The organism is Pseudomonas berkeleyensis (assembly GCF_014109765.1).
In the GTDB taxonomy this organism is placed as follows: domain Bacteria; phylum Pseudomonadota; class Gammaproteobacteria; order Pseudomonadales; family Pseudomonadaceae; genus Aquipseudomonas; species Aquipseudomonas berkeleyensis.
Window position 1 is genome coordinate 1,815,356 of the sequence record NZ_CP059139.1, and the last position, 20,810, is coordinate 1,836,165.

20 protein-coding genes are annotated in these 20,810 nt (G+C 58.7%); 10 read left to right on the top strand and 10 right to left on the bottom strand.

Translation table 11 applies throughout. The features are described 5' to 3' along the window. Positions 1-66: 66 nt before the first annotated feature. Positions 67-696, bottom strand: coding sequence for a hypothetical protein (locus tag HS968_RS08455; protein WP_182370952.1), 630 nt, complete (start codon positions 694-696; stop codon positions 67-69). Positions 697-860: 164 nt separating this feature from the next. On the opposite strand from HS968_RS08455, the gene HS968_RS08460 reads away from it, so the two are divergent. The 6 genes from HS968_RS08460 (at position 861) to HS968_RS08485 (ending at position 3,958) form a co-directional block, all read left to right on the top strand. Continuing rightward, positions 861-1,196 carry a hypothetical protein gene (locus HS968_RS08460; protein WP_182370953.1) on the top strand — a complete coding sequence of 112 codons (336 nt, stop codon included), beginning with the start codon at positions 861-863 and terminating at the stop codon, positions 1,194-1,196. Then, positions 1,180-1,368 carry a DUF1289 domain-containing protein gene (locus HS968_RS08465; protein ID WP_179624429.1) on the top strand — a complete coding sequence of 63 codons (189 nt, stop codon included), beginning with the start codon at positions 1,180-1,182 and terminating at the stop codon, positions 1,366-1,368. The genes HS968_RS08460 and HS968_RS08465 overlap by 17 nt, the downstream gene beginning before the upstream one ends. A gap of 254 nt (positions 1,369-1,622) precedes the next feature. Further along, positions 1,623-2,129, top strand: a complete 507-nt coding sequence (locus HS968_RS08470; RefSeq protein WP_179624430.1) for a PAAR domain-containing protein — start codon at positions 1,623-1,625, stop codon at positions 2,127-2,129. A gap of 2 nt (positions 2,130-2,131) precedes the next feature. Next, positions 2,132-2,875, top strand: coding sequence for an alpha/beta hydrolase (locus HS968_RS08475; protein ID WP_182370954.1), 744 nt, complete (start codon positions 2,132-2,134; stop codon positions 2,873-2,875). Next, a complete protein-coding gene (locus HS968_RS08480; RefSeq protein ID WP_182370955.1) occupies positions 2,868-3,383 on the top strand; it encodes a hypothetical protein in 516 nt (171 codons plus the stop codon). Before HS968_RS08475 ends, HS968_RS08480 begins: the two co-directional genes overlap by 8 nt. Positions 3,384-3,439: 56 nt before the next feature. Continuing rightward, entirely contained in the window at positions 3,440-3,958 is a 519-nt protein-coding gene (locus HS968_RS08485) for a hypothetical protein (RefSeq protein WP_182370956.1), read from the top strand. Positions 3,959-3,982: 24 nt separating this feature from the next. On the opposite strand, the gene HS968_RS08490 is transcribed toward HS968_RS08485, so the two are convergent. From HS968_RS08490 to HS968_RS08520, 7 genes are all read right to left on the bottom strand, one after another. Beyond that, a complete protein-coding gene (locus tag HS968_RS08490; RefSeq protein ID WP_182370957.1) occupies positions 3,983-4,675 on the bottom strand; it encodes a GNAT family N-acetyltransferase in 693 nt (230 codons plus the stop codon). Between the two features lie 225 nt (positions 4,676-4,900). After that, the gene (locus tag HS968_RS08495) at positions 4,901-5,362 is read right to left on the bottom strand and encodes a BRO-N domain-containing protein (RefSeq protein ID WP_182370958.1); all 462 of its coding nucleotides are present in this window, start codon (positions 5,360-5,362) and stop codon (positions 4,901-4,903) included. Positions 5,363-6,282: 920 nt separating this feature from the next. Beyond that, positions 6,283-7,410, bottom strand: a complete 1,128-nt coding sequence (locus tag HS968_RS08500; RefSeq protein WP_182370959.1) for a nucleotidyltransferase family protein — start codon at positions 7,408-7,410, stop codon at positions 6,283-6,285. Continuing rightward, a complete protein-coding gene (locus HS968_RS08505) occupies positions 7,407-8,003 on the bottom strand; it encodes a Cap15 family cyclic dinucleotide receptor domain-containing protein (RefSeq protein WP_182370960.1) in 597 nt (198 codons plus the stop codon). Before HS968_RS08505 ends, HS968_RS08500 begins: the two co-directional genes overlap by 4 nt. Positions 8,004-8,235: 232 nt before the next feature. After that, a complete protein-coding gene (locus HS968_RS08510; protein WP_182370961.1) occupies positions 8,236-8,421 on the bottom strand; it encodes a hypothetical protein in 186 nt (61 codons plus the stop codon). A 448-nt stretch (positions 8,422-8,869) separates the two neighbouring features. Continuing rightward, on the bottom strand, positions 8,870-10,120 hold the full coding sequence (locus HS968_RS08515; RefSeq protein WP_013716524.1) for a ribonucleotide-diphosphate reductase subunit beta: 1,251 nt from the start codon (positions 10,118-10,120) through the stop codon (positions 8,870-8,872). Positions 10,121-10,627: 507 nt separating this feature from the next. Next, positions 10,628-13,537, bottom strand: coding sequence for a ribonucleoside-diphosphate reductase subunit alpha (locus HS968_RS08520; protein ID WP_182370962.1), 2,910 nt, complete (start codon positions 13,535-13,537; stop codon positions 10,628-10,630). Positions 13,538-14,299: 762 nt separating this feature from the next. Between HS968_RS08520 and HS968_RS08525 the strand changes: the two genes are divergently transcribed. The 3 genes from HS968_RS08525 to HS968_RS08535 are packed head-to-tail and all read left to right on the top strand — an operon-like array spanning position 14,300 to position 17,207. Next, positions 14,300-15,022, top strand: a complete 723-nt coding sequence (locus HS968_RS08525) for a response regulator (protein ID WP_182370963.1) — start codon at positions 14,300-14,302, stop codon at positions 15,020-15,022. After that, a complete protein-coding gene (locus HS968_RS08530) occupies positions 15,019-15,603 on the top strand; it encodes a GNAT family N-acetyltransferase (RefSeq protein ID WP_182370964.1) in 585 nt (194 codons plus the stop codon). Before HS968_RS08525 ends, HS968_RS08530 begins: the two co-directional genes overlap by 4 nt. After that, positions 15,600-17,207 carry an ATP-binding protein gene (locus tag HS968_RS08535; protein ID WP_182370965.1) on the top strand — a complete coding sequence of 536 codons (1,608 nt, stop codon included), beginning with the start codon at positions 15,600-15,602 and terminating at the stop codon, positions 17,205-17,207. Before HS968_RS08530 ends, HS968_RS08535 begins: the two co-directional genes overlap by 4 nt. A gap of 76 nt (positions 17,208-17,283) precedes the next feature. Here the strand turns inward: HS968_RS08535 and HS968_RS08540 are convergent, their stop codons facing one another. After that, positions 17,284-17,988 carry a 4'-phosphopantetheinyl transferase family protein gene (locus HS968_RS08540; protein ID WP_182370966.1) on the bottom strand — a complete coding sequence of 235 codons (705 nt, stop codon included), beginning with the start codon at positions 17,986-17,988 and terminating at the stop codon, positions 17,284-17,286. Between the two features lie 547 nt (positions 17,989-18,535). On the opposite strand from HS968_RS08540, the gene HS968_RS08545 reads away from it, so the two are divergent. Then, the gene (locus tag HS968_RS08545) at positions 18,536-20,410 is read left to right on the top strand and encodes an MFS transporter (RefSeq protein ID WP_182370967.1); all 1,875 of its coding nucleotides are present in this window, start codon (positions 18,536-18,538) and stop codon (positions 20,408-20,410) included. A gap of 72 nt (positions 20,411-20,482) precedes the next feature. Here the strand turns inward: HS968_RS08545 and sugE are convergent, their stop codons facing one another. Continuing rightward, complete coding sequence (gene sugE / locus HS968_RS08550) at positions 20,483-20,797, bottom strand: quaternary ammonium compound efflux SMR transporter SugE (RefSeq protein ID WP_119693735.1); 315 nt, start codon at positions 20,795-20,797, stop codon at positions 20,483-20,485. Positions 20,798-20,810: the final 13 nt, after the last annotated feature.

The following is a 20,810-nucleotide window of genomic DNA, read 5'->3' on the forward strand; positions in this document are numbered from 1 at the left end:
GATGTCTTTAGTGAGGGAGGGGGCGTTTTATCGCGGTTTTAATCCTGCCGTTATCCGGACCAGTCGCTATTGCGGCGCGACCAGAAAGGGGGCGACGCTGCCGAAGGGATAACTGCCCATGCCGACCTGGATTCGGGGGCCGTTGGCCGGCACGCTGCTGCCCACCACCATGACGTTGTCGATCAGCACCTGTTTGCCTGGGTTGCGGTTATCTGCTGCGACGATCAGGTAGTAGGTGCCGTCGCGGTCGACCTGCCCAGTCAGATCCTGATCGATGACACCGACGATGCCACGCACCTGGCCAAAGCCCTGACCCACCACCTTCGACTCATCGTTCAGCAGGATCAGATAGGGCGCCAGCACGTACTTGCTGAAGCCCAGGCAGGCGTTAACGCACCACGAGTTCACCTTGATCTGAAAGGGCTTGCCGGCTTTGAGGTCAACCGAAAATACCCGGTAGTTCGATGGCGTGCCGTTGATCAGCAGGCGAGGTTCCTGAGCGGTGATCTTCCACTGCTCGGGGCGCCAGCCGGGCGCAATCTGCATGGGCTGGGCGGAGGTATTGCGAAGGGCCTCCTGCGGTGTTTTCGCCAGCGGAGTCGAGGCGTTGACGACTTGTTCCTGATACAGGCGCTGAGGGTTGGCGCTGCAGGCTACGAGGCCGAGGCACAGGCTCAATAGAATGATATTTCGCATCTTTTCTTCCTTGAATGATCAGGGCCGTTTCGGGCGTTGCGCCGCTGTGCGCGCGAGCATAAGTCGAAAGGGCTCGGGTGCAAATCAATCCGTGTCCTTTCCCTTTGGCGTTGAGCGCCTCGGGTAACATGGCGCCGCAACGAACTCAGACCCAGAAGGGCCTTATGGCATCGTCGAAACGAAAATACGCGGGCATCGAGCGCGAGCTTATCCGCACCCTGACCATTGCCTGCGAAACGGCAAAAAGCGAAATCGTCGGCTTCCAGTGGCTGACCCATGATGTCGACTACGAGCAGTTTCCGCAGAGCCTGGTGGTGACCTGGATGTTCGATACCGAGGCCAACAAGGCACGGGCACTCGCCAGCTCGGACAAGACGAGAATGCTGGCGCTGACGTTGGCCGCCTTCGATGAAGTGGGCATCAGCGTTTCCAGTGTCGCCGCGCATATCGCGTTTTCGGTCGAGCAGCCGGCAAGGGGAAAACGTGGCCAAGGACATTGAGAACCCCTGCGTGTCGCTGTGTCAGCTCAACAGCGAGCTGTGCGTCAGTTGCGGGCGCACGCGCGAGGAAATCCGCAAATGGCGGGGCATGAAACGCCCCGAGAAGATGGCCTGTGTGCAGAAGGCTGCGGCGCGGGTGAAGGCGATTGCCAAGAAGAAAGGCAAAGGCTAGCGAGAAGTTGGCGGTTACGCGTTTGCGCACGCCTGATCGCCCTGTGCTCTTGTGTGGCCGCTTTCCAGCGCTGCAATGGATAACGGCCTGTCGGGATACATCGGCATATGAGAGCAATCAGCGTACACGCCATTGTAAGGAGCGTTATTCCAGGCCTGTGCAATGGTTCAACGTCGAGTCGGGCCAGATCACTAGAATGCCGCCATGGAGTAAAGCGTTCTCTCATCGAAGATCTTGGATCAAGGAGTGTATGAATGAGCGGCAAACCTGCTGCGCGCCTCAGCGACCCCACCGCCTGCCCGATTCCAGGGCATGGCACCAACCCCATCGTCAGCGGTTCCGGTGATGTTCTGTTCGACGGCCTGAGCGCCGCCCGGCTCAGTGACACGTCAGCCTGTGGCAGCCCAATTGCGTCCAACGTCTCCCCAACCGTATTCATCAACGGCCTGAATGCCGCGACGCTCGGCAGTGTCGGCGGGCATGGGAATACGGTCATTGCCGGTTCAGGCACGGTGATCATCGGTAGCAGTGGCGGCGGAGCGCCCTTCGTTCCGGTGTTGCCTCTGATCATTCAGGCTGCTTTCAGTGATCGTTTCCAGTTGGTCGATAAGCGCAGCGGAAGACCGTTGACCTACAGGAATTATGCAATCAAGCACGAAGACGGACGCTTTGAATACGGCCAATCAGATGAAAACGGCTTCACTAAATTGGTGACCCATTCTGTCCGCGCTGAAACCATCGAAATCTACATTGAGGACTGAGCATGGAAGCTCAAACAGTCGTTCTACCAAGCGGGAAGACCGCAACCCTGGCCGCGTCGCCCACACTGACACCTTCAGAAAATCAGGGCCCTAAAGTCGTTGAAGCCACCAATTGTAGGGTGGTTGTTTTCTTTATTGGCGGGGCTGGTGATAAGGAATCGTATTATATGGCAGGCCCTTATAAGAACATCGAAGAGGTATTTGATAATTTTGATAATCGTATGAAGCGATCTGGGCGCTACGATTTTTATCAATCGCATTACTTGGGGTATGGCGATGTTAGAGGTGGTAAGGATATTGATAAAAACGTGTATAAGGGAATTCCAGACAAATCAATGCCTGTCTACATAGTCGGGCATAGCCTGGGAGGATGGAATGGTGCTCATCTTTCCAAGATTCTGAGCGAAAAAGAATATAAAGTGGAAATGCTTATTACCCTAGACCCGGTGGGGGAGGGTGCTTTGGTTTGGCTTGGATCTGATATTTACTTCAGCAAGCCTGAGCCTGTTAGTGGTTACTGGATTAATGTTCGAGCAACTCCAAAACGCCCTAACAGTTCTGACTCGATCGCTAATTTCGGTGAGCAGTGGGAAATAGGCAGTGGCCCGGATGTCAATGCTCATATGGATATCAATCACGCCTCTGCCTTAGGTATGTTTGTCAATGCTGTGCGTGATGGTGCATCTGCTTCTGATATTTTGTTTGAGTCCATTATTAGCTATATTGACGGTGGTTGTCGTGTATAAATACCTTTGGTTGATAGTCGTACCGCTATTCCTTGGGTGTGCGAAAAATCACAATTCACCTGCTGCAGAGCTGAACTATGTTGAGCTTAGTCGTGAGGGAGAGGTCTCGCTCTATGAAGTGGTATTCTTGTCCAATATTGATTTTTTAAACGTTTTCGAGAAAGGTGAACGTCCTATTAGTAGCATACTTCGATGCTCGCTTGGCGTTGATGAGATGCCAGTGGATCCTACTATTAACCAATATTCAGCAAGCGGCTTGGTTTCAGTCTCTCAACCAACTCGGAATGGCGAGTTATTTGTGTACTCTTCGGCATTGAGTTTTTATGAGAATATGAATGGCGGGCGAAGCCGGCGTACGCTAAATGCTGACGAGTTGCGGCGCATTCTACAAGACAAACAGTTCGTGCCTTGCGTGTATACGGCGACCGCGTTTGGCTTCAAGGCTTATCGTTCGGCAACCATGCGGGTGCCGGTTGCAGACATTTTTCGGGAAGTAGGCATTCAGTGATCGTTGCGGGGTTGGCGCACAAGGTAGCTGTCGTGATCAGGTATCTACCGCTAGCCGTGTTGCCATTCTTTCTGGGCTGCGCCAAGAATCATCACATCCCGCCTGCCGAATTGGTTTATCTCGGGTTTTCCAGGCAGAGTGCCAATAGTTATCAGCTCAGCTTTACCGCTGATGCCGACCTTCTGAATATCTTCAAACCCGAAGATTCTCCCGTTGGCGGACTGCTGCGTTGTTCGCTCGTTGGTGATGCTGTGCCCAACGCGCACAGCTCTGAGCGGTATGTAGCGAAGGGACTTATTTCTTCTCTTGCAGCAGGGCCGACTGTTTCCCCCTTCGTCTTTCACTCGTCGATCATGTTCGTCGAGAACCTCAATCAGGGGCGTAGCCAGCGCGTTCTGCAGGCGCAGGAGCTGCGTGAGCTGCTGGGCGCCAGGCAGTCAGTACCCTGTGTTTATCGGGCCACTGCCTATGGCTTCAAAGCCTATCGCTCGGGCGTTTTACGGATACCGACTGCAGATATCCTGCGTGAGTTGGCGGTCGTTCCCGCGGTTCCTGCTACCGACCGCGGTGACTGATTCAGGTGGCGGCGCCAAACTCTGCTAGTGAATGGTTGGCGTGAGACGCTCGCGGACTAGCTGTTGAGCCTCGTAGGCCAACTGATCGAGGTAATAGTCACGCTGTGTTTCTGCCTCGCTCATTGCCTGCTTACCGTGCTGCTTTACCAAGTAGGCGTGAATCTGCCGCACTTCGGTGGACTGAAACACCGGCGCCAGATCCTGCACCGCCACCATACCGTCGGAGCGCTGGTCACGGGTATTCATCAGCACCTGCGAGCCATGTGCGGCCAGTACCTGAAACCCCATCGTTTCGAAGTAGGGCACCTTGCTGGCCACGCACGTCAGTTCGACATGCGGCCTGCGCTCGATGAGTTGCCGCAGCATGGCCCGGGCGACACCGTGCTGGCGGTGGCTGGCCTGTACGGCCATATAGCTCAGGGTGCAGGCTTCGGGGTCATCCTGGCTTGGCAGATAAAGAGTGAAACCCAGCACCTGGGACGGGTCTTCATCATCCAGAGCCAGCAGCAGCTGCGCGGGGCTATCCGCTTCACCATTCATGGCCTGAAGATGTAGATGCACTTCGTAGCCGATCACGTACTGGTACAACTGATAGAGCGGGTTGCTGGGCGCCAGGGGCACCGGGCTGATATCGCTGAAGTAATCCACCACCATCTGCAGCACCTGGCTTTTCAGGGATTCGGGTGGTGGGGTGTTCAGGTGGGTGAGGGTGAACATGGCAAGGCAGGCTCTCATGAATCGGCGGGCGGCATTGTAACGCTTGCCGGCTTGGGGCGTTCTTAACGCCTCGTAAGGTGGAGTCCGGGCTACTTGCTGCCTATGGCTTCAAAGCCTATCGCTCGGGCGTTTTACGGATACCCAGCGCCGATATCCTGCACGAGCTGGAAAAGTAGCGTGTCAAGCGGATGACCCTGTGGCCATCCACCCTCTGAGTGGCGCTGGTCACGCAGGCCGGTAAGGTATCCAGGTATCGCCTTGCCAATGCAGCAGCGACAGCCCCTGGCGGTTTTCGCGTCTTGGACGGCGCTCGTTGGGGTGTTCGGTTTCGCGCAGCGTTGGCACCACGTCGGTGGTGATCCAGCGGCGAATGCAGCGATTCTCGGGGTGGTAGTAGTGGATCAGTAGGGCATAGACGCCGGACTCGCTGATCAGCCGTGTCGTCTCCGGTTGGCCGTGGGTGTTGAGTATTACGGCATCGAGTAGCTGATCGGTATCGAGTGAGCGTGTGGCGCGTTCGTCCAGATGCGGTTGGCCGATCAGTCGACCAAGATCCATTGCGCAGAACCAGCATTGCTGTTCGATCAGCAGGGCGCGTAGTTGCCTGCGGTGGCGGGTGAAGGTCTGGGGGATGAGGATTTCGCCGGGAAGGGCGGGGATGGTGGGGGATGCGGATTGGGTAGGCATATCCATTACCTCAATGGAATACACCGCTGCTTTCGGGAGCAGTATTGCCGCTGCGTGAAGCGTTTCTTAGGCGCTGCCGCTTAGGGTAGGGATGTGGGTAGTAGTGGTCAAGGACGGTGATTTCGTAGGGCGAATGACGCTCTTTTCATCCACCGTTGTGATGGTTTGTTTTGCGTGATCCCGCCGCTAATGTGTGGCGCTTGATACCGGTTCCGCCCTTACGGCGGGTTACTTCTGGCAAACGCCCCAGAAGTAACCAAGAGATCTTGCCCCTGGCATCCGGCCCGACTTCGTCGGGTTCCCTCGTTCCACCGCTGTTTCAGGGGCACGCCGCGAAGGGCCATCCCTGGCCCATCGCGGCTCTCGCGGCATCCATGCCGCTCAACCCCTTACACAACGATTCCACTCGGCCTCCTGACGGGACGTTTGGCGTCGTCTGCGAGATCGGCGATCCAGCACCAAACAAAGCGAGAGCATTGCGGCTTGGCCGCAATGCTCTCGCTTTAAGCTCTGCTTTTGCTTTTTTGCTCTGCCTTCCACAACACGTTCAAACACCGCGATCCCCGATTCCCGTCAGGAGGCCGAGTGGAGGTGCTGTGGAGAGGGGCGTTTGGCATGGATGCCAAGCGAGGAGTGATGGGCCAGGGATGGCCCTTCGCGACGACCCTCGGAGCAGCGCCGGAGCGAGGGGAGTTGAGCGTAGCGAAACCCGGATGCCGGGCGCGCTTTCTCTTTGGTTACTTTCTGCGCGAGTAAAGAGAAACGGAGCGCAGCGGAGTAACAGCCGCAGGCTGGCCCGAAGGGCGAGCGAAGCGAGTCAAGTGACTCGCCGTAAGGGCGAAACAGGTATTGGAAGGAGACGATAAATCGTGGTCTGCCCCCGATTGCCTACGGCAATTACCCTCGGAGCGTGGGAGCGATCAAAAAATTGACTTAGTCAATATAGTGGATGAGTCATATGCGCCTTGGAAGGGGCGAAGCTCTTTGAATATCGAAAAAGCTAGGTCATCCATTTCTTTACTTAGAATAGACAGCGCCTCGGTTTTTCCCTCGGTGTCAAATATTTTACGGCTCTTGTCTGGCACGAACAGTGAGTTGCGATAATCCTTTGCTGCAAGCAAGAGATTCAGGTGGGCTCTTGTTTTTTCAATAAGAGAGAGTCTCATGTAATAGGGGGCCTGAAGGTCGCTATTCATGTGATATCCAATTGCTGCCAAGTCGTAGCTACTAAGTTGCTTGACTATGCGTTTCTTGTATTCTGGCATGTCGGCAATCATATTCTTCATTAGCCGAATAACGCACTTCAAGTTTCCACTATATTGAGCGTCTCGGTCATTTATTAGCTTGATATGCGAGAACGGAAAATTCAGCAGTAGTTTGTCATCGCCTTTGTGGTAGATTTTTACACCGCGATCATGTTCTTGAAATGAGCGCTGATACTGGATGGTATCAAACCAGAGTGCCGGAACTACATCTACATCCCGAGAAAGACTTCCACCGCTTATGCAAATGGATTTGTTATTTGAGCAGTCGACATCAGCCTTTGGGAAATTTGCAGGCAATATATTTTCTGATTTTGTACGAACGTCTCTAATTATTTGCAAGAGACTTCTAGGGTCAGTGGCTGGAGAATAGCCATTTGATGTTACTTGTGGGAGTTCGATGTTGACGGGATTGGTCACAATAATCAGCATGTCAACATCGGAGTGTCCCTTTATGTGGATATCCAAGGCGACTGAGCCTTGAAGTCTCTTGGTGACAGACTCTCCCGCCCCAGTTAAGCTTTTGATCAGGCTGTCTGCGACCCTGTCACCTTCCCGGACCGAAACTTTGGTCGCTGCTTCGTCAACTGCAGCCATTGCACCGACAGCATATTTAATGCCTGTAGATTCCTTGAGAAGTTCAAAAAACTCTTTTTTTCTGACATCTTGCCCTGTCAAAATTGCTCGATTGGCAGAGTAGGAGTCCATGGTTTCAAAGATAGCCCTCTCGCGAGAGCCTTGTCTGCGTTCTTTCAGTGACTTAAGTCGGCTTTCGAAGTCAATCATGCTGTCTTCCTCAGTGTGATAGTGCCGAAAGTTCTTCTGCCACTGCTGTTGAAGTATGAGGCCTTTCCCATGGATAGAGTTTTATCTATCTCAATCTCACAGTAGCCTTTGTGAGAGTTAAGTTCATGAGTTCTCTCAAGCTCAGGCTCGTTTCGATAACTATAGCTTAATAGCCACCCGCCGGTAGGGCCATGACGTCTGGATAATGTTGCCGTGTAGCTTTGGCTTTGGCTGTTCTTGGTCTTGAGGTGAACGGAAATTTCTTTCCAGTTTTGCTCAATACCAATTTCTCCTTCCCAATCAAACCTTGTGCTGCCATCTTCATTCAAGGTCTGGCCTTGAAGAGCCCAAGTTCCATTTAAGTCGGGTATTGAGAAGTAGGGGATTTTCCATGCCCATTTATTGAACGTCCAGTGTAGGGCGAAATAAACGGCTCCAGTGGCGATGGTTGCTCTAGTGAATGCATCAATTCCGGTCAGGTTGGTTGTCCAAGCCAGAAATTGTGATATCCCACCCGCAACAGCAATTGATACAACACCTAACCATCTGCCGATCATTGCTCTGTCATGGCCAAAAACAGCGTAGTCATGCATTTCAGTTTCCCTTCATGAATGGTGCCGTATTGGCCATGTAATGGTCTTGACCGCTCACCTTTACTAAGGTGTGAACTGTTCGATTAAGAAAAACAAAAGGTTTGATTCGACCTTTTCGATTCCGGCGAAACGCATTTTTCGTTAAAACGCGAAATTCGCCCATTTTTTCTCATTCAAACATGAAACTCTGTAGATGAGTGCGGGGCGGAGCCGCCCCGCATCATCGTTTTCGTTAGCGCTTGCTATCAGGTGTGCGTTCTACCTGCACCCAGGTGTGCCCTGGTTGGCTGGTAGGCGGCAAGGAGGTGCGATCTGGGACGGTTGCATAATTGTCCTTGAGACCACCACGTGGGCCTTGTTCCTGATAGATACCGCCATTTTTTCCGGTGTTTTCACCGGGCTTGCTGCCATTTGCCATGAGATTTCTCCTAATTGGCAAGGTAAGCCCGACTCGTACGAGGATGGGGCGAGAGCATTTCTTGTCTTGCGCTTTAAGGCATTTCGTCCTAAAAGTTTGAAGACAGTAGATCTGGTCTGTACAATCCGCGCCCAGCTTCAATCCTAATCGGGTTGAAGTGCTTTCCTTGGGGTAGGCCTCAGAAACTTTCCCCCTTGGATTGCCGTTAAAGCCCAGACCGCTTGCGGTCTGGGTTTCTTATTTGCGTAAGAATCTACGCAAACTCGATTTTATCGAGCTATTATAGCTCGCGTCAAATTTTTGATCTTATTCCTGCCTCTCTCGAGGTTTGCCAATATTTTGGCTTTCCAGGTCGAGTTCCTTCCGTATTTCGTCATCACTTAGCGATAACCATTTCATCATTTAGTGAAATGGTTATCGCTGATAAATGATTTTGAGCGTCCTGAAATCAATCCCAGCTCAACGCCCCACCAGTCTGATACTCGATCACTCGCGTCTCGAAGAAGTTCTTCTCCTTCTTCAGATCCATGATCTCGCTCATCCACGGGAACGGGTTGGTAGTACCTGGGTACTCTTCCTTCAGGCCGATCTGGGTCAGGCGGCGGTTGGCGATGAACTTGAGGTAGTCCTCCATCATCGCGGCGTTCATGCCCAGTACGCCGCGCGGCATGGTGTCACGCGCGTATTCGATCTCCAGCTGGGTGCCCTGCAGGATCATCTGGGTCGCTTCGTCCTTCATCTGGGCGTCCCACAGGTGCGGGTTTTCGATCTTGATCTGGTTGATCACGTCGATGCCGAAGTTCAGGTGCATGGACTCGTCGCGCAGGATGTACTGGAACTGCTCGGCGGTGCCGGTCATCTTGTTGCGGCGGCCCATGGAGAGGATCTGGGTGAAGCCGCAGTAGAAGAAGATGCCTTCCAGTACGCAGTAGTAGGCGATCAGGTTGCGCAGGAACTGGCGGTCGGTTTCCGGAGTGCCGGTCTGGAACTGCGGGTCGGAGATCGAGCGGGTGTACTTCAGGCCCCAGGAGGCTTTCTTCGCGACGCTCGGGATCTCGTGGTACATGTTGAAGATCTCGCCTTCATCCATGCCCAGCGATTCGATGCAGTACTGGTAGGCGTGGGTGTGGATCGCTTCCTCGAAGGCCTGGCGCAGGATGTACTGGCGGCACTCGGGGTTGGTGATCAGGCGGTACACGGCCAGCACCAGGTTGTTGGCAACCAGGCTGTCGGCGGTGGAGAAGAAGCCGAGGTTGCGCATGACGATGCGGCGCTCGTCTTCGCTGAGACCGTCTGTGGATTTCCACAGCGCGATGTCGGCGTTCATGTTCACTTCCTGCGGCATCCAGTGGTTGGCGCAACCATCCAGATACTTCTGCCAGGCCCAGTCGTACTTGAAGGGTACGAGCTGGTTGAGGTCGGCGCGGGCGTTGATCATCTGCTTGTCGCCGACCTGTACGCGCGCGGAAGCGCCTTCGAGGTCATCCAGGCCTTCCTGGATGTCGAGGTCGTTCAGGGCTTTCTTGGCGCGGGCTACGGCGTCGGAGTCGTTGGCGTCGACGGCGCGTGCCTGCTCGACCGAGCCGGCAGCTTCGCTGTCGAGCTTGTCGAAGTTGGTGCCGGCGCTTTGTGCGGTGGCTTTGCTTGCGGCGGCTGCTTCTGCGCCGTCTTCCTTGTCGAATTCATCCCAGCTCAGCATGGCTTGGCTCCTGCGTGAGGGCCGGTGAATAAACCGGCCTGTATGGATATACAGATAATTTGAATTATGTTCCGTTGCGTGATGCGCGCAAGGGTAAACGGGTACCACTGGTCAGCAGGCGATGGATTGCTGGCTGACCGTTGCCTCTCGACCCGGAGGAGGAGGGGCGGGAATTTGTGAGAGGGGCAAGGCTCGGGTAGGAGCGGATTTATCCGCGAATTTCGCGGCTGAAGCCGCTCCTACGGAAGAGCTTTGCCCTCTCCCTAGCCCTCGGTTCGGGCTTCCTGCTTCACCCTACCTCCTGCATCCCTGCAGTCGTCTCCCGCAAGCGGGAGAGGGGACTGACTGTTGATTTGCTCTAGAACGGCATCAGACCTTCGAGCGTGCAGCTGAGCGAGTGAGCGCTAGGCGCCTGGTAGGTCGGAGCCCCTGAGCGTACTTCAGTACGTGATGGGGGCCGGCCTACCAGGCAACGACGCGGGTGCCGCTCAGATCCACGCGAAAGCCTTACTGACAGGCTTCGCAGTCTGGTTCGTCGATGGCACAGGCTTTCGGTACTGGCGCCGGGGCCGGGGCTGCCTGCTGGGCAGGAGCTTGAGCCTTGGCCGAGAAGCCTTCGTCACCACCAGCGGACACTGCGTTGAGCTTGCCGGTGTTGATGGTGGACTTCTCGGTGCTGGTGGCGGCCAGGGCACGGAGGTAGTAGGTGGTTTTCAGACCACGGTACCAGGCCATGCGGTAGGTCACGTCCAGCTTCTTGCCCGAGGCGCCGGCGATGTACAGGTTCAGCGACTGAGCCTGGTCGATCCACTTCTGGCGACGGCTGGCAGCGTCGACGATCCACTTGGTTTCCACTTCGAACGCCGTGGCGTACAGGTCTTTCAGATCCTGCGGGATGCGCTCGATCTGCTGCACGGAGCCGTCGTAGTACTTCAGGTCGTTGACCATGACGCTGTCCCACAGGCCGCGGTTCTTCAGGTCGCGAACCAGGTAGGGGTTGATCACGGTGAATTCGCCGGAGAGGTTCGATTTCACGTACAGGTTCTGGTAGGTCGGCTCGATGGATTGCGACACGCCAATGATGTTGGAGATGGTCGCGGTCGGCGCGATGGCCATGATGTTCGAGTTACGAATGCCTTTCTTCACGCGCTCGCGGATCGGCGCCCAGTCCAGCGACTCGGACAGGTCGACGTCGATGTACTTCTGGCCACGGGCTTCGATCAGGATCTGCTGCGAGTCCAGCGGCAGGATGCCTTTGCTCCACAGCGAACCTTCGAAGGTGGAGTAGCTGCCGCGCTCGTCGGCCAGGTCGCAGGAGGCCTGGATGGCGTAGTAACTGATGGCTTCCATGGAGCGGTCGGCGAACTCGATGGCCGCGTCGGAGCCGTAGGCGATGTGCTGCAGGTACAGGGCGTCCTGGAAGCCCATCAGGCCGAGGCCGACCGGACGGTGCTTGAAGTTGGAGTTACGCGCTTGATCCACGCTGTAGTAGTTGATGTCGATGACGTTATCGAGCATGCGCACAGCGGTCTTCACGGTGCGGCCGAGTTTCTCGATGTCCAGCTTGCCGTCGACGATGTGGTTGACCAGGTTGACCGAACCCAGGTTGCAGACGGCGATCTCGTCCTTGTTGGTGTTCAGGGTGATCTCGGTGCACAGGTTGGAGCTGTGTACCACGCCCACGTGCTGCTGCGGGCTGCGCAGGTTGCACGGATCCTTGAAGGTCAGCCATGGGTGGCCGGTCTCGAACAGCATCGAGAGCATCTTGCGCCACAGGTCTTTGGCCTGGATGGTCTTGTACAGCTTGATCTTGCCGTACTCGATCAGGGCTTCGTAGTACTCGTAGCGCTCTTCGAAGGCCTTGCCGGTCAGGTCGTGCAGATCCGGTACTTCGCTCGGGCTGAACAGGGTCCACTTGCCGTCTTCGAAGACGCGCTTCATGAACAGATCCGGAATCCAGTTGGCGGTGTTCATGTCGTGGGTACGACGACGGTCGTCACCGGTGTTCTTGCGCAGCTCGAGGAATTCCTCGATGTCCATGTGCCAGGTTTCCAGGTACGCGCAGACCGCGCCTTTGCGCTTGCCGCCCTGGTTGACCGCCACGGCGGTGTCGTTGACCACTTTGAGGAAGGGCACGACGCCCTGGGATTTGCCGTTGGTGCCCTTGATGTAGGAGCCCAGCGCGCGCACCGGAGTCCAGTCGTTACCCAGGCCGCCGGCGAATTTGCTCAGCATGGCGTTGTCGTGGATGGCGCCGTAGATGCCCGACAGGTCGTCCGGGACGGTGGTCAGGTAGCAGGACGACAGCTGCGGACGCAGGGTGCCGGCGTTGAACAGGGTCGGGGTCGACGCCATGTAGTCGAACGAGGACAGCAGGTTGTAGAACTCGATGGCGCGGTCTTCGCGGTTCTTCGGCTCTTCGATGGCCAGGCCCATGGCCACGCGCATGAAGAACACCTGCGGCAGTTCGAAACGGATGCCGTCCTTGTGGATGAAGTAGCGGTCGTACAGGGTCTGCAGGCCCAGGTAGGTGAACTGCTGGTCACGCTCGTGGTTCAGCGCCTTGCCCAGTTTCTCCAGGTCGTACTCTTTGAGTTTCGGGTCGAGCAGCTCGAACTGTGCGCCGGCCTCGACGTAGGCCGGCAGGGCCTTGGCGTACAGCTCGGCCATCTCGTGGTGAGTGGCGCTGGCGGCGATGTTGAGGAAGGTCAGGGCTTCGGCGCGGATGTTGTCCATCAGCAGGCGGGCGGTGACGTAGCTGTAGTTCGGCTCACGCTCGACCAGGGTACGAGCGGTCATCACCAGGGCGGTGTTGACGTCTTTCTCGGCCACGCCGTCGTACAGGTTCTTCAGGGTTTCGCGCTCGATCAGCGAACCGTCGACTTCGGCCAGGCCTTCGCAGGCTTCGCGGATGATGGTTTGCAGGCGGCCCATGTCCAGCGGCTGCAGGCTGCCATCGGCGGCGGTGATGCGGATGCTCGGGTGCGGCTGGGCGATTTCGCTGCCGGCGTTGGCGCTCTTGCGCTTGCTGGCCTGGGCTTCGCGGTAGATCACGTAGTCGCGGGCGACTTTCTGCTCGCCGGCGCGCATCAGAGCCAGTTCGACCTGATCCTGGATTTCTTCGATGTGGATGGTGCCGCCGGACGGCATGCGGCGCTTGAAGGTGGCGGTGACCTGCTCGGTCAGGCGCGCGACGGTATCGTGAATGCGCGACGAGGCGGCGGCGGTACCGCCTTCCACTGCGAGGAACGCTTTGGTGATGGCGACGGTGATCTTGTCATCGGTGTAGGGGACGACGGTGCCGTTGCGCTTGATCACGCGTAGCTGGCCGGGAGCGGTTGCAGCCAGATTCTGGGAGGAATCGTCGGTCTGCGGCGCCACGGCCTGCGGGTTCTCGCGAGTGATGTCGGTCTGCATGGGGATCTCCGTGTTCTGTAATTTTCTGGTTGGACGTCACGATTAGAAACCGCGCCCTGTCCGCCGTTCATTCCATTAACAACTGAGCCGCACGCGGCAGCGAGGCCGGGCACGGGGTGTTGCAAGAGCGGGCAGGTAGGGCACGACTTCGGATGCCGTCCTGGCGCAAAAGTCAAAGCGGGGCATTATCACACCCCGCCTACTACATATAGTGGTCGGTCAACGAATATGTCCGTTGCCTGACCAGCTCACGGGCACCTTCGAGAGTATGCTCCGCGGCTGTAGCCCAGGCTTGGCCTGGGCTTGCTTGAATCTGTCGGTGCAATTACCGGAAAACGCTGCGAAAAGGGCTTGCGCGATGCGTGATTCTTGTGTCCGGTATTTCGCTTCAACCCAATATCTGGTGGGTGCTTCGCGATGGGGATACAAGATAGTGCGCTGTGTGAGGCAATGCAAGGTACTCGGCGAAGAACAACCTGTGGATAAGGTGTGAGTGCCTTGTGGGTGTTGGCGGGCAAGCCCCCGTCATTTCTGGTTCTGCCTGTGGGTGACCGTTCGTCGCCCATGACGGGTGGATTTCAGTGCGATGTCGAAGCTGTTCGGCAGCGCACAGACTACCACTATATATAGTGCTTTTGGCATGTGCTGTGCTTACCGCTGATGGTTCTGCAGGTCGCTGCGCCTGACGCTCGCGCGCAGCGGGGGCAGCCCCTAGAATGGGCGTCGTTTTCCGGCCGTGGCCTGGTGCAGAGGGGAGTGGGTGTGGAACAAGAAGCGTGGCAGATCCTCATCGTCGAGGATGACCAGCGTCTGGCGCAGTTGACCCGGGAATACCTGGAGGGTAATGGCCTGCGTGTCGCTATCGAAGCCGATGGTGCCAAGGCGGCGGCGCGGATTCTCGCCGAGCAGCCGGATCTGGTGATGCTCGACCTGATGTTGCCGGGCGAGGATGGTCTGACCATCTGCCGCAAGGTGCGCGCGGGCTACAAGGGGCCGATCCTGATGCTGACGGCGCGCACCGACGACATGGACCAGGTGCTCGGGCTGGAGATGGGCGCCGATGACTATGTGTGCAAACCGGTGCGGCCCCGCGTGCTGCTGGCGCGTATCCGTGCACTGCTGCGTCGCCAGGGCGGCGAGGCTGAGCGCGATGATGGCGAGCCGCGCCGGCTGCAGTTCGGCCCGCTGGCCATCGACAAGGCGATGCGCGAGGCCTGGCTCGGCGAGCAGGGCATCGAGCTGACCAGCGCCGAATTCGACCTGCTGTGGCTGCTGGCGGTCAACGCCGGGCGCATCCTGTCGCGCGAGGAAATCTTCGGCGCCCTGCGTGGCATCGAGTACGACGGCCAGGATCGCTCCATCGACGTGCGCATTTCACGTATTCGGCCCAAGATCGGTGATGACCCGATGCACCCGCGCATGATCAAGACCGTGCGCAGCAAGGGCTATCTGTTCGTTGCCGAGGCGGCGGAGGCGCTGCTTTGAGCAAGCCGGCGAACAGCGTTCGCGCCAGCGAAGACGCCCGGTTTCCTGTTCTGGAGACCGGGCGTTTGCGTTTACGGGAGATCGTCGAGGAGGATATCCGCTCCATCTTCCTTGGCCTTTCCGACCCGCAGGTGATCCGCTACTACGGCGTTTCCTATGCCACGCTGGAAGCCACGCAGGCGCAGATGGACTGGTACCGCGAACTGCTGCTCGAACGCACGGGCATCTGGTGGGGCATCTGCCGTCCGGACAACCCGGCAGAACTGCTCGGCGCTTGCGGTTATAACGACTGGGAGCGGCGCCACCGTCGCGCCGAGCTGGGCTACTGGCTGATGCCCGAGCACTGGCGCCGCGGGGTGATGCGCGAGAGCCTCGAGGCCGTGATCGCCTATGGCTTCGACGCGATGGATCTGCACCGCATCGAGGCCGTGGTGGATACGGAAAACCCGGCCAGCAGCGGTTTGCTGCGCGGCCTGGGTTTTGCCCACGAAGGTGTGCGCCGCGAGTGCGAGTACCAGGAGGGGCGTTATCTCAGCCTGGATTGCTTCGGTCTGCTCAGCAGCCAGAGAGCCGCGCGATGAACTCCATCTTCCTGCGTATCTATGGCGGCATGCTCGCCGCCCTGGTGCTGGTGGCGCTGCTCGGCGTCGGCACCTTGCACCTGGTCAACGAGGTGCGTGGCGACCAGTACCGTGAAGGGCTGGCGCGCGGCACCTTCCGCCTGATGGCGGACAATCTGCTGGGCATGAGCGAGGTGGAACGTCGCCGTGCCCTGGTGGTGTGGTCGCGCTTGCTGGGCATTCCGCTGCGCTTGCAGGAAATGGACGAAGTGCACCTGGAGGCGGGCGAGCGCAATCGGCTGCAACGCGGCCATGTGCTGGTGCAGCAGACCGGCCCGCACTCGGCCAAGGTCTACGGCCTGCTCGACGGCAAGCAGCCGCTGTTGCTGACCGGTGAGATTCAGCAGATCAGCGAGCAGCTGGCGCGGGCCACCAACTATCTGCTGATTGATGAACTGATCCGTTACCCGGTCGACGAGCAGCCGCAGCGGCTGGCTGAGTTGAAGGCGGCCAAGCAGTTCGGCTTCGACCTGCATCTGGTGCGCCTGGATGAGGCGCTGCTCGATCTCGATCAGCGTCGGCGTATCGACGAGGGCGATACGGTAATGGCGCTGGGCAGGGGCGGTGATTCCATCCATGTGTTCTCCGGCATCGTCGACACACCCTGGGTGCTGGAGATCGGCCCGCTGTATCAGATGAACCCTTATCCGCCGCAGTTGTTGGTGTTTATCGGCGCCCTGGGGTTGAGCCTGATCGGCTTGATCGTCTACTTGCTGGTGCGCTCGTTGGAGCAGCGTTTACGCGTGTTGGAAGGGGCCGCCACGCGGATTGCCAGTGGTCGTCTGGATGCACGCGTGCCGACCCGTGGTGCCGACTCGGTAGGGCGCCTGGCCAGCAGTTTCAACGCCATGGCCGAGCACCTGCAGACCTCGTTGAGTACCCAGCGCGAGCTGGTGCGTGCGGTGTCGCACGAGCTGCGCACGCCGGTGGCGCGCCTGCGTTTCGGCCTGGAGATGATCGCCGATGCCGAGAGCGAAACGGCCCGGCGCAAGTACATGGACGGCATGGACAGCGATATTCAGGATCTCGACAAGCTGGTGGACGAGATGCTGACCTACGCGCGCCTGGAGCAGGGCTCGCCGGCGTTGAATTTCCAGCAGGTGGAGCTCAAGGCGCTGATCGATCAGGTGATCGAAGAGTTGGCGCCGCTGAGCAACACCGTGCGCGTGGAGTGCGGGGCGATTCTCAGCGTGCAGGCCGATACCGCCTGTTGGGTCGAGGCCGAGCCGCGTTACCTGCACCGCGCCCTGCAGAACCTGGTGAGCAACGCCATGCGTTACGCCGAAGGGCGGGTGCTGATCAGTTGCCAGGTGGGCTACAAGCGTTGCCGCATCGATGTCGAGGATGACGGGCCGGGTGTGCCGGAGGAGGCCTGGGAGCGGCTGTTCAGCCCCTTCCTGCGTCTGGACGACAGCCGCACGCGCTCCTCGGGCGGGCATGGCCTGGGGCTGTCCATCGTGCGCCGGATCATCTATTGGCACGGCGGTCGCGCGCAGATCAGCCGCAGCGAGAGCCTGGGCGGTGCGCGCTTCAGCCTGGTATGGCCGCGGCGTCAGGGAGAGTAGGGCGCGATTCGTGTTGGGTTTGGTGCGCACGGCCCGCGATTTCGTAGGGTGCGCCGTGCGCACTGCTTGAGCGGCGTCAGGCCTCTACCGCCACCAGGCTCAGCACCCTGCCGTCGAACAGAGCGAATTGCCCGTCCAGTTCGGCGCCGGTGCGCCAGTCGTGATTCAGGTCGATCAGCAGGCGCAGGCGCGCGCTGTCGTGGTCGCAGTCCAGCAGCTCGGCGTCATGGAAGTAGAAGTGCGTCAGGGTCAGCGGGTAGAGCGCCTTGAACAGGCTTTCCTTGAACGAGAAGGTCAGGCTGATGCGCAGGGCTCGGGCCTGGTCGTCTAGGTCGTCGAGGCGTGACAGTTCGTCTGGCGTGAGGATTTCGCCTTGCAGGCGCAGGGCGCGCTCGGTTGGTAGCAGGCGTTCCACGTCCATGCCGATGGCGCGCCAGCGGTCGCTGGCGGCCACCAGGGCGGCGGCCCAGTTATCGCCATGGGTGATTGAGCCGCTTACGCCAGCGGGCCACTGTGGCGCGCGATCTTCCCCGACGGCGGGGGCAATGGCATGGCCGTTGAGGCGACGCAGGGCTTCACGGGCACACAGGCGGCCGGCCAGGTATTCACTCTGGCGCTTGGCCACGCCGCGTACCGGGGGAATGTCGCAACGCTCGCAGTCGCCTGCGGCGAACTGCGCCGGGTCGAAGCGGGTGCTGATCAGGTGCGCGCCGGCCAGTGGGCGTGGCAGAGGATCGTGATCGTCGAGCGCGCTGCAGCAGGCGGGGTGATAGGTGTTCATGGGGCGCGATTGTGCCGTGGCGCGGACTGCCCAGTCATCCGTCGTTTACATTTCTTTGCAGGCAGTTAACAAAGCTAAACGGACGTTGCCTCTGGCTTTTGTCAGACTGCGCAGGCATTCCCTAGGGATTGCAGGTGAGGTTGTAGTCAGTGCGAGGGCACTGACGTTTTCTCCGAGTTCGAGAACGGTAGCCCGATTGGGCTGCCGTTTTTTTTCGCCTGTCATATGGGGGCGAGGTCGATACGTAGCTCCAGTTGCGCTTCGTTGGGGCTGGCCTCGTTGGGTGCGCCGTACGCACCAAGCTGATATTGCGGTATGCCCGGTGCGCGCAGCGCACCCTACGGGTTGGGCCGGATGGGTTTCGTAGGGTGCGCCGTGCGCACCAAGCTGGTATCGCGGTATTCCCGGTGCGCGCAGCGCACCCTACGAGGTGTGCGCCCGGCAAGTCGTATCGCCAAGGCGTTCGCATTTGCGCTGTGGCTTTTGCCTGGGCAATTGCAGTCAAATGCCTGTGCGGGCAATTCGACCCCCGCGAGGACCATGGACGATGTCTCAACAATCGCAATTCGCTCTGCTCGGCAAGAAGCGCTTTCTGCCGTTTTTCGTGACGCAATTGCTCGGCGCCTTCAACGACAACATCTTCAAGCAGTCGCTGATTCTCGTCATTCTGTTCAAGCTCAACACGGACGCCGACCGCGACCTTCTGGTCAATCTGTGCGCGTTGCTGTTCATCCTGCCGTTCTTCCTGTTCTCCGCGCTCGGCGGTCAGTTCGGTGAGAAGTTCGCCAAGGACGCGTTGATCCGCAAGCTCAAGCTGGTGGAGGTGTTCATCCTCTTTGCCGGTGCCGCCGGTGTGCTGTTCAACAATCTCACGCTGATGCTCGCCGTGCTGTTCGCCATGGGCACGCAGTCGGCGCTGTTCGGCCCGGTGAAGTATTCGATCCTGCCGCAGCATCTGCAGGAAAAAGAGCTGGTCGGTGGTAACGCCCTGGTGGAGATGGGCACCTTCCTGGCGATTCTGGCCGGCACCATCGGCGCCGGAGTCATGATGGCCAGCAGTCACTATGCGCCTATCGTCGCCGGCTCCGTGGTGGTGGTGGCGCTGATCGGCTACCTGGCCAGTCTGGGCATCCCTCGCGCTGAGCCGGCCATGCCGTCGCTGCGCATCGACTGGAACATCTTCCGTCAGACCTGGCTGACCCTGAAGCTCGGCCTCGGCCAGCGCCCGGCGGTGTCGCGCTCGCTGGTCGGCAACTCCTGGTTCTGGTTCCTCGGCGCGGTGTACCTGACGCAGATTCCCGCCTACGCCAAGCAGTGGCTGTATGGCGACGAGAGTGTGGTGACGCTGATCCTCACCGTGTTCTCGCTGGGTATCGGGCTGGGCTCGATGCTCTGTGAGCGCATGAGTGGGCACAAGGTGGAGATTGGTCTGGTGCCGTTCGGCTCCATCGGCCTGACCCTGTTCGGCATGCTGCTGTGGTGGTTCTCTGGCGGATTCCCGCAGGGCGACGGGCTGCATGACTGGATGGCGCTGCTGGGTTACGGCCAGGCTTGGTGGATTCTCGGCTGCATCCTTGGCATCGGTCTGTTCGGCGGCTTCTATATCGTGCCGCTGTACGCGTTGATCCAGTCGCGTACCGTCGAGCACGAGCGGGCGCGGGTAATCGCTGCCAACAACATTCTCAACGCTTTGTTCATGGTGGCGTCGGCCATCGTCGCGATTCTCTTCCTCAGCGTGGCCGGGCTGTCGATTCCGCAGTTGTTCCTGGTGATCTCGCTGATGAACGTCGCGGTCAACAGCTACATCTTCAAGATCGTCCCCGAGTTCAGCATGCGCTTTCTCATCTGGCTGCTGGGGCATTCGATGTACCGCGTCGAGCACAAGGGCCTGCAGGCGATCCCCGAAGAAGGCCCGGCGGTGCTGGTGTGCAATCACGTGTCGTTCGTCGATGCGTTGCTGATCGGTGGTGCGATCCGCCGGCCGGTGCGCTTCGTCATGTACTACAAGATCTACGACCTGCCGGTGCTCAACTTCATCTTCCGCACTGCCGGCACCGTGCCGATCGCCGGGCGTAACGAGGATCTGCTGATCTATGACGCCGCGTTCAAGAAGATTGCCGAGTACCTGCGCAACGGCGAGCTGGTGTGCATCTTCCCTGAGGGCAAGTTGACCGGTGATGGCGAGATCAACGAGTTCAAGGCTGGGGTCGAGCGCATTCTCGAAGAGAATCCGGTGCCGGTGATCCCGATGGCGTTGCAGGGGCTGTGGGGCAGCTTCTTCAGTCGTGACCCGAACAAGGGCTTCTTCCGGCGCTTGTGGTCGCGGGTGTGTCTGGTAGCCGGTGCGCCGGTCGCGCCGGAGCTGGCCAAGCGCGAAACCTTGCAGGCTCAGGTCGAGGCATTGCGCGGCGATTGGCGTTGATATTGGTGCGCATGGCGCACCCTACAGTAAGGCGATGATGCTGCTCTGTAGGGTGCGCTGCGCGCACCAGCTTTAGTGACTCATCTTCAGGCCGATCAGCCCGGTAACGATCAGTGCGACACTGGCCAGGCGCATCAGCGCCATGGATTCACCGAACAGGATGATGCCGGCGATCACCGTGCCCACGGCGCCGACGCCGGTCCAGATCGCGTAGGCGGTGCCCAGTGGCAATTCCTTCATGGCCAGGCCGAGCAGGCCGAGGCTGACCAGCATGGCGCTGACGGTCAGCAGGGTCGGCAGGGGGCGGGTGAAACCTTCGGTGTACTTCAGGCCGATGGCCCAGCCGACTTCGAACAGGCCGGCAAGCAGCAGAATGATCCAGGACATGATGACCTCCAGT

Bases quoted from the DNA above. Each gene is read 5' to 3' on its own strand.
- HS968_RS08470 (WP_179624430.1), top strand. From the start codon at position 1,623: ATGAGCGGCAAACCTGCTGCGCGCCTCAGCGACCCCACCGCCTGCCCG.
- HS968_RS08455 (WP_182370952.1), bottom strand. From the start codon at position 696: ATGCGAAATATCATTCTATTGAGCCTGTGCCTCGGCCTCGTAGCCTGC.
- HS968_RS08510 (WP_182370961.1), bottom strand. From the start codon at position 8,421: ATGGCAAATGGCAGCAAGCCCGGTGAAAACACCGGAAAAAATGGCGGT.
- HS968_RS08490 (WP_182370957.1), bottom strand. From the start codon at position 4,675: ATGTTCACCCTCACCCACCTGAACACCCCACCACCCGAATCCCTGAAA.
- HS968_RS08540 (WP_182370966.1), bottom strand. From the start codon at position 17,988: ATGAACACCTATCACCCCGCCTGCTGCAGCGCGCTCGACGATCACGAT.
- HS968_RS08520 (WP_182370962.1), bottom strand. From the start codon at position 13,537: ATGCAGACCGACATCACTCGCGAGAACCCGCAGGCCGTGGCGCCGCAG.
- HS968_RS08545 (WP_182370967.1), top strand. From the start codon at position 18,536: ATGTCTCAACAATCGCAATTCGCTCTGCTCGGCAAGAAGCGCTTTCTG.
- HS968_RS08515 (WP_013716524.1), bottom strand. From the start codon at position 10,120: ATGCTGAGCTGGGATGAATTCGACAAGGAAGACGGCGCAGAAGCAGCC.
- sugE (WP_119693735.1), bottom strand. From the start codon at position 20,797: ATGTCCTGGATCATTCTGCTGCTTGCCGGCCTGTTCGAAGTCGGCTGG.
- HS968_RS08535 (WP_182370965.1), top strand. From the start codon at position 15,600: ATGAACTCCATCTTCCTGCGTATCTATGGCGGCATGCTCGCCGCCCTG.
- HS968_RS08460 (WP_182370953.1), top strand. From the start codon at position 861: ATGGCATCGTCGAAACGAAAATACGCGGGCATCGAGCGCGAGCTTATC.
- HS968_RS08505 (WP_182370960.1), bottom strand. From the start codon at position 8,003: ATGCATGACTACGCTGTTTTTGGCCATGACAGAGCAATGATCGGCAGA.
- HS968_RS08500 (WP_182370959.1), bottom strand. From the start codon at position 7,410: ATGATTGACTTCGAAAGCCGACTTAAGTCACTGAAAGAACGCAGACAA.
- HS968_RS08495 (WP_182370958.1), bottom strand. From the start codon at position 5,362: ATGCCTACCCAATCCGCATCCCCCACCATCCCCGCCCTTCCCGGCGAA.
- HS968_RS08475 (WP_182370954.1), top strand. From the start codon at position 2,132: ATGGAAGCTCAAACAGTCGTTCTACCAAGCGGGAAGACCGCAACCCTG.